The sequence below is a fragment of the Clostridium sp. AF32-12BH genome, from assembly GCF_003477935.1.
Taxonomy (GTDB): Bacteria; Bacillota; Clostridia; order Lachnospirales; family Lachnospiraceae; genus Brotaphodocola.
The window spans coordinates 1-7201 of sequence record NZ_QUEH01000033.1; the positions used below are offsets into that span (position 1 = coordinate 1).

9 protein-coding genes and 1 pseudogene are annotated in these 7201 nt (G+C 41.1%); all 10 read right to left on the reverse strand.

All coding sequences use genetic code 11. The features are described from left to right. Window positions 1-345 (reverse strand): hypothetical protein (locus DWZ40_RS18810; protein WP_347560128.1); only part of this gene is annotated, 345 nt, incomplete at its 3' end. Between the two features lie 98 nt (window positions 346-443). Next, the gene (locus tag DWZ40_RS18815) at window positions 444-1697 is read right to left on the reverse strand and encodes an ATP-binding protein (protein ID WP_008400146.1); all 1254 of its coding nucleotides are present in this window, start codon (window positions 1695-1697) and stop codon (window positions 444-446) included. Between the two features lie 592 nt (window positions 1698-2289). Continuing rightward, window positions 2290-2457, reverse strand: coding sequence for a helix-turn-helix domain-containing protein (locus DWZ40_RS20490; protein WP_347560131.1), 168 nt, complete (start codon window positions 2455-2457; stop codon window positions 2290-2292). Next, window positions 2458-2745 carry a hypothetical protein gene (locus DWZ40_RS20190; RefSeq protein ID WP_243035391.1) on the reverse strand — a complete coding sequence of 96 codons (288 nt, stop codon included), beginning with the start codon at window positions 2743-2745 and terminating at the stop codon, window positions 2458-2460. Between the two features lie 119 nt (window positions 2746-2864). Next, complete coding sequence (locus DWZ40_RS20495) at window positions 2865-3164, reverse strand: hypothetical protein (protein ID WP_347560129.1); 300 nt, start codon at window positions 3162-3164, stop codon at window positions 2865-2867. Window positions 3165-3196: 32 nt separating this feature from the next. Further along, window positions 3197-4018, reverse strand: a complete 822-nt coding sequence (locus tag DWZ40_RS20500) for a TIM-barrel domain-containing protein (RefSeq protein ID WP_347560130.1) — start codon at window positions 4016-4018, stop codon at window positions 3197-3199. 223 nt (window positions 4019-4241) lie between these two features. Further along, a pseudogene (gene ltrA / locus DWZ40_RS18830) lies at window positions 4242-5030 on the reverse strand (group II intron reverse transcriptase/maturase); the annotation flags it as partial. 69 nt (window positions 5031-5099) lie between these two features. Then, a complete protein-coding gene (locus DWZ40_RS18835) occupies window positions 5100-6008 on the reverse strand; it encodes a radical SAM mobile pair protein B (protein WP_118544331.1) in 909 nt (302 codons plus the stop codon). Further along, on the reverse strand, window positions 5996-6685 hold the full coding sequence (locus tag DWZ40_RS18840; protein ID WP_118544332.1) for a radical SAM mobile pair protein A: 690 nt from the start codon (window positions 6683-6685) through the stop codon (window positions 5996-5998). Before DWZ40_RS18840 ends, DWZ40_RS18835 begins: the two co-directional genes overlap by 13 nt. Beyond that, on the reverse strand, window positions 6682-7119 hold the full coding sequence (locus DWZ40_RS18845) for a radical SAM mobile pair system MarR family transcriptional regulator (protein ID WP_117559293.1): 438 nt from the start codon (window positions 7117-7119) through the stop codon (window positions 6682-6684). Before DWZ40_RS18845 ends, DWZ40_RS18840 begins: the two co-directional genes overlap by 4 nt. Between the last annotated feature and the right edge of the window lie 82 nt (window positions 7120-7201).

The window sequence follows — 7201 nt, forward strand, 5'->3', positions numbered from 1 at the left end:
ATGTTTTGATTTCTGATAATACCAGTCAGGATATTTCTCCATCAGTTTTTCAAACCAGGTATCCATAGCTAGGATGAATTGACTTACGTCTGGCAATTCTTGCAGCATTTCGTTTAGGGTTTTGTGCTTCACATATTTCTGCACATACACCCAACAGGCAACGCTACTGGCTTCTGATACAATGTCAGCTATGGTTTTGCGCATAAGCTCTTCAAATTCAGCAATTTTTTCTTTCGGAACAACATCATACAGTGTTGGTGCCTGATGACTTATTTTTACTCCATTTTCATTTGCATCTTTAAGCAGATTCTTAACTTTTTCTCTTGAATCCTCCGGTACTTTCATGTACTCCCACATAAATGCTACCACATCGGCTGGCCTTATTTATATCATTTCACTCTTTTTTGAAATAGAACAACACCACAGCAACAACTCAAATCGACTTAAAATTCCAGACTATTCGCATTCAGCAAGAAATACTTCATTCCCATGATGACAAAACCTTCATCATTTCTCCAAGGCTTTTTGCTGCCATTTACAATGACGATCTTCTTGAAAGAGTCCGGGATATTACGCAGAGAATTGAACTCCTGCGTCTGTTTTTCTTCCGAAGTCATGTCATATGCAACCTGGATATAGTATCTCTGGTTTCCTTGATTCACCACAAAGTCAACCTCCAACTGCTTGCGAACACGTTTGCCCTCTTTATCCTTATCGAAGATATCCACGACACCCACATCAACATTGTAGCCACGGATCAACAGCTCGTTATAAACAATGTTCTCCATGATATGAGTAGGCTCCTGCTGTCTGAAATTCAGACGTGCATTTCTCAGTCCCAGATCCGTAAAGTAGTATTTCAGATTTGCACCGATATACTTTCTGCCCTTAATATCGTATCGGCTTGCCTTGGAAATCAAAAAGGCATCTGTCAAATAGTCGATATGCTTGGAGATGGTTTTATTAGCATAAGTCATCTGGCGCTCACTAGCAAAGGTATTGGCAATCTTTGAAGGGTTGGTCGGTGCGCCGATTGCAGATGCAAGCACATCAACCAGAATCCCAATCTCATCCACGTTCTGAATCTTATTTCTTTCAATAACATCCTTTAGATAGACATTTGCAAAGATGTTCTTCAGATAGTCCGCTTTCTGTCGTTCGCTCTGGAAACTTACGATCTGCGGCAATCCTCCGTAGATCATGTAGTCATCCCATGCATCATCATAATCGCCGTCATAGACAGAATAAAACTCTGCAAAGGAGAGAGGGTAGATTCTAATCTCATCACCTCTGCCACGGAATTCGGTCACAATGTCGCTGGACAGGAACTTGGAATTACTTCCGGTGACATACACATCAATATTGCTCATGCGGAGCAGGCTGTTCAGCACTTCCTCAAATTGTGACATAAACTGCACTTCATCAAGAAGCAGATAGTATTTGCCATCGTCTTTCATGGCATCTTTGATGTACTTGAAACACACCTTAGGATCTCTTAGTTCCTCATTTTCAATACCGTCCAATGCAATCTCAATAATATGATCAACATCAACGCCGTTCTCCAGTAAGTATCTCTTAAAGATGGTAAACAGCAAAAAGGATTTGCCACATCTACGAATGCCGGTAATCACCTTTATCATTCCATTATCTTTTCGCAGGGTCAGCTGCTGTAGGTAAGCGTCTCTTTTAATCTCCATCGTTACGCTCCCCCTTTCCGTGCATCTGCACACTTTTTAGTAATGAGATTCTATCACAGAACGACGTGCATTTCAATATGTATTCCCATTTTATGTGCATCTACACACTTTTATGTAATGTTGATAAATATATTTTCAGATTTTTTTGATTGCAGTGTCTATAATCGACTACTCCAATCGTTATTATAGATAAACAACAAAAAGAAGATGGTTTCGATGTTTCATTAAATATGTTCGTTAGTCTTTTACGTTGTATGAATGAAAGGGAGCACATTTTATGAAGAAGATTATGAGTCTTTCTTCTGGACTGCCAGCTGATGAAACTCCTCAGACAAGTATACTCGTATGACGAATACTGTGAAATACCACATCCGGCAGTCCTTCCCTTATTCCGTAGCTTTATTCATTGTTAATGGCTCGCCTGCTGATATTGCTTTCTATTGCTTTCTAATTGAACGAGGGTTTCCTTTGTTTTTGATTGGGAAAAACGCAAATTCAGACAATATATGATGACAAAATCCGCATTCCATCTTTCCATAAAAAATACAGCCCTGCCATAAACAGGACTGTATCATAATACCACTTAAAATTACTACTTGGTGAGCAGTTCAATGCAGTAGCCCACACTCCTCACACATCGTATATTAAAGAGTGAACAGGTTGAAGAGGCAAATAACTTTTCTTTCAGGTGACAGATGTGATAGCCTATAGTATTATTCTCAATATCATGTGCATAATCACCCCAAACCTGCTCATATATCTATCCGTAAGTCATCACTCTGCCCTGATTTGCGGCAAGATAACACAAGATGGCAAATTTCTTGGCTGTCAATCTGATTTCCCTGCAATCCCGATAAATTTTCCTTCGGTCAGGGTAAATTTCAAGCCCTGGAAGTTGCAATATCGGTTCTGTTCGTAGTTGGTATCTTTTGAAATCCGGATATCTTCCTACAACTTCCATTATTTCATTAAAAAGTTTTGTCTCATTATCATTAAGTTCCAAGATCAGTAATTGCCCGATATTATCACCTCTTTTGTATCTCACCATATCAGGAAATCCATATAATTACAAAACACCTGCATAACACATAGGATGCCACAAAATTATATATGGATACAAACATCCCATAATAAGTAAAATAAAGCACCTCTGTATTAACAAATTTCCTATTCCTTGCTAAAAATATTACTATTTTTTTTAATAAACACAGGAATAGTATTTAACGGTGCATCTACTTTTATCGTTTGTCCTCCTTCATACTCCTTTCCGGTTGTATAGTCAATCCAGCTTTCTTCTTTTGGAAGATAAACAGTGCGGCTGCGCTGTCCGGCATAAAGAACCGGAGCCACCAATACATCCGGTCCGTAAAAATATTCGTCTTCTGTTTCCCAGCAGACCAAATCATCCGGGCACATATAGAAAAGTGTCCGCATAACCGGAGTTCCCTTTCTATGCGCTTCTTCCATGATCCTTCTTGTATATGGCCTCATCTGCTCCCTTAATTCCATATATTTTTTACAGATAACATAAACTTCTTCTCCATAACTCCATACTTCATTCGCCGCACCGGAGCAGCAAGTTGCTCCTCCTGTGGTTCCATATTTCGGTTGCCCCAGACGTATTCTCCTGCTCCCGGATTCGTCGCGTCAAAATGGATCGTGGCACCTTGAAAATCCAGCCCTACACGAAATCCTCGCTCCGTACTGATCAAAAATCCTTTTTCCAGCATTTCCTCATAATTCTCACAGGTTTTATCCACTGTCGGCCAGATAGATACCATTAATTCAATCCCCACCTCCTGCAGCTCCTGAACCATGGCATCAGGTTCAGGCCAATATACCGGATCAAATTTCCATTCTCCCTGCTTCGGCCAGTGAAAGAAATCAATAACAATCAGGTCAATCGGCAGATTCCTTCTCTTGTATTCTCTCGCCACTTCCAGAAGTTCTTCCTGTGTCTGATAACGGAGTTTACACTGCCAGAAACCCAGCCCATATTCCGGCATCATAGGAACTTTTCCAGCCACTGCCGCATATGCCTCTTCAATTTCTGCAGGCGTATCTCCTACCACTACCCAATAATCCAAAACTTTGGTAGAATATACTTCAAAACTCATGATATTCTTTCCAAACACCGCGCGCCCCACACCCGGATTATTCCATAAAAATCCATATCCCAAAGACGAAATGGCAAAAGGTACACTTGCCTGTGAGTTACGATGTGCCAATTCTAAGTCTAAACCTTTCAGATTCAGATAAGGCTGCTGATACTGCCCCATTCCGTAAATCCTTTCATCCCTGTCCACGGATTCAAATCTCATAGTCAGATGATAATCTCCTCCCAGTATTGGCTTAAACTCTCGTGCCTCCACTTCAATTGCACTACATTTTCTATCCAGAATATCTCTCCGGTTTCTGCAATATTCTTCTAAAAGCAGTTTACCGTCCGAGTTATAAATCATGATTTTTCCAAGCCCCACTTCACGCATAACCTTCTTCGTACACCAACCAATGCACGGGTGATCTCGCCCATAGGGACAGCCATCACATTTCGACTTGCATAACACACAACATCAAAAGTAATACTGCTACTGATTTTGCATGTGGTTTTGCCTTAAATTGGTGTGCTCTTGAATCAAAGTAGAATCCGAAACCCAGATATTTCAATCCTCTTGGTCTATCTACTTTGCTCTTAGTCATGTTAACTTTGAGTCCTAGTTTCTCTTCAATAAAACGAGATATGTTTCTCATTACACGATTGGCAGACATTTCGCTTCCGACCATAATAATACAGTCATCCGCGTATCGTACAAAGCTAAGCCCTCTCTTTTCCATTTCCTTATCAAGTTCATTCAGCATGATATTTGCCAGTAATGGTGAAAGATTTCCTCCTTGTGGTGTTCCCACAATAGAATCCTCATACTCATCATCAATCATGATTCCACTGACAAGATATTTCCTAATGATAGAGATAACATCTCCATCTTTTATAGTTCTGCCTATGATGGTCATAAGCTTGTCATGGTTCACTGTGTCAAAGAACTTTTCCAAGTCAATGTCTACAATCCAGTCGTTGCCCTCGTTCATCATATCAAATGCTGTCAGGATTGCCTGTTGTGCACATCTGTTCGGTCTAAATCCATAACTGTGGTCATGAAACTGTTCCTCATAGATTGGCGTTAAAACCTGTGCAATGGCTTGTTGTATAAATCTGTCTGTTACTGTTGGTACTCCTAGATTTCTGACACCACCATCTGGTTTTGGTATCTCCACTCTTCGTACTGGCTGAGGTTTATATTTTCTTGTCCTCAACTGTTCCTTGATGTTTTCGCCGTTCTTTGCAAGATTTCAAATGGCGATAAATAAATCTCTCCACCATCATCAGTTTCATTTTCGTTTAGATTAACGATTTCTTTTTCCTGTATTCTCTGTCCCTCGGATTTCCTCATGATAGAAATAATCTACGATCACCGGATGTCCCTGCGGGACTCTGCCATAAGGCATTTCATTATCCACAAAGGGACAATCATACTTCTTAGCCATTTCCTCAGCTTTTACTTCAAGTGCTTCAAAGTAGCTGCGGTTATGCTTGTTATAGATCTCGTCGTAAAGTGGTACAAGATCAGGATAATTTCCGGCGATATAAGCCATAATTGTCTTTTTGAAACCGCCTCGAAGATTGAGATTTTCGAGCCAGAACAGATCGCACTGATCCTTTACCCGCTCAAAGATTGCTTCAAAATTCGTGATACCGGGGAATACCGGAGATACGAAACAGACTGTACGGATACCTGCTTCATATACCTGCTTCATTGCAGCGATACGGCGCTCAATGCTAGAAGCAGAGTCCATATCGTTCTTGAAATTTTCATCTAGTGTGTTGATCGACCATGAAACGGTTACTCGTCCAAGCTTCTTCAGCAGATCAATATCTCGTACCACAAGATCCGACTTTGTGCAGATCAGAATATCTGCGTCACTGCCGATCAGCTGCTCCAGAAGTTTTCTGGTATTCCCGAATTGCTCCTCCTGTGGATTGTAGCCATCTGTCACAGAACCGATGACCACCCGCTGTCCGGCATATTTCTTCGGATTCTTAATTTCCGGCCAATGCTTCACATCAAGGAAAGTGCCCCATTCCTCCTTGTGTCCGGTAAAGCGCTTCATAAAAGAAGCATAGCAATACTTGCAGGCGTGTGTACAGCCTACATATGGATTGACCGAGTAACCGCCTACAGGCAGACTGGACTTGGTCATGATGTTCTTTGTTTCCGCCTCATTAATGAGGATTCCATTTATTACTTCTGCCATGATCTCTGTACCTCCAACACTTTATTGAATTCATCCGGCATTTCCTGAATCATATTTTCAGTCCCTATGATAGGGACAAGATCTTCCTTCATAAATACCGGAATGTCAAGCACATGCGCCTGATCTGTCAGAGACCATGCCCACTCCGGCTCCGTATGAACCTTCCTGCTCTGAACTCCAGTCATGGTGCCGACAACGATCCAGTTGATCCCGGAAAGATCAACTGAACCTGGATTGTCGAATAGCGGCTCAAAGGTAACATGATAGTGTTTTGCTCTGACATTTTCCCGTAGTGCGTCAATACGCCACAGTTCTGCTTTTCTCGTCACCGTAACACCAAACCATGCATTTTCCAAATCTGTATCAAAATCCAGCAGATCTGGTCGCTTTGTAAGGAACAGGAACTGATGCTGTGGATTTTCACGGATTTTTTCAAATACCTCGTCTCTCCATTCTGACTTCCAGCCGGAAAGATCGCTCATGCCGGTAAGAAGAAAGTTCTGCGGACGTTTCTTTTCCATCATCTTGAGCTTACCCGGAAAGAATTCAGGGTCAGCAAAGTCATCAATCATATGCCAGCGTTTCACATTATTGCGGGCATAGCAATATGCACACCCCACTGTACATCCGATGACGATATTCATGTTTTGAATCTGATCTTTGATACAAACACTCATGATTTCTGCCACTCCTCAAGATTCTTTCTGATACGGTCGAGGTATTCCTCAAACTGGGTAATTTCTTCCTCCGAAAAACCTTTGTAGTAAATACTGCCCATTTTATCAGATACAGAATCGTATTTGTCCTTTAAGGCATGTGCTTTTTCAGTCAGAAACAGGAGTGTTTTCCTTTTGTCCGTTTCAGACTGAACGCGTCTTATCAGCCCTTGATTTTCCATTCTTTCCAGCATCGTAGTAAGAGAAGTTATCGCTAATCCACATTTAATCGAGAGTGACCTGATTGAGATTCCATCTTCCTGCCACAGTACATAAAGAATACGCCCTTGGGCTCCGTTAAACGCATCAATATTCTTTTCGCTGAGAATCTTCTCAAAGATTCGATCTCCAAGTTGTTTTATTTTGGTAACAAGAAATCCGCCATTCATTTTCACACAAAAACTCCTATATAGTATTTTATCAAATAATACTATATAGGAGTTTTACTGTCAACAGTTTGTATGTCTAAGTAGAAGT

Coding starts and splice junctions, on each gene's coding strand:
- DWZ40_RS18815 (WP_008400146.1), bottom strand. CDS start 1,697: ATGGAGATTAAAAGAGACGCTTACCTACAGCAGCTGACCCTGCGAAAA.
- DWZ40_RS20190 (WP_243035391.1), bottom strand. CDS start 2,745: ATGGTGAGATACAAAAGAGGTGATAATATCGGGCAATTACTGATCTTG.
- DWZ40_RS20495 (WP_347560129.1), bottom strand. CDS start 3,164: ATGGAAGAAGCGCATAGAAAGGGAACTCCGGTTATGCGGACACTTTTC.
- DWZ40_RS20500 (WP_347560130.1), bottom strand. CDS start 4,018: ATGAGATTTGAATCCGTGGACAGGGATGAAAGGATTTACGGAATGGGG.
- DWZ40_RS18835 (WP_118544331.1), bottom strand. CDS start 6,008: ATGGCAGAAGTAATAAATGGAATCCTCATTAATGAGGCGGAAACAAAG.
- DWZ40_RS18840 (WP_118544332.1), bottom strand. CDS start 6,685: ATGAGTGTTTGTATCAAAGATCAGATTCAAAACATGAATATCGTCATC.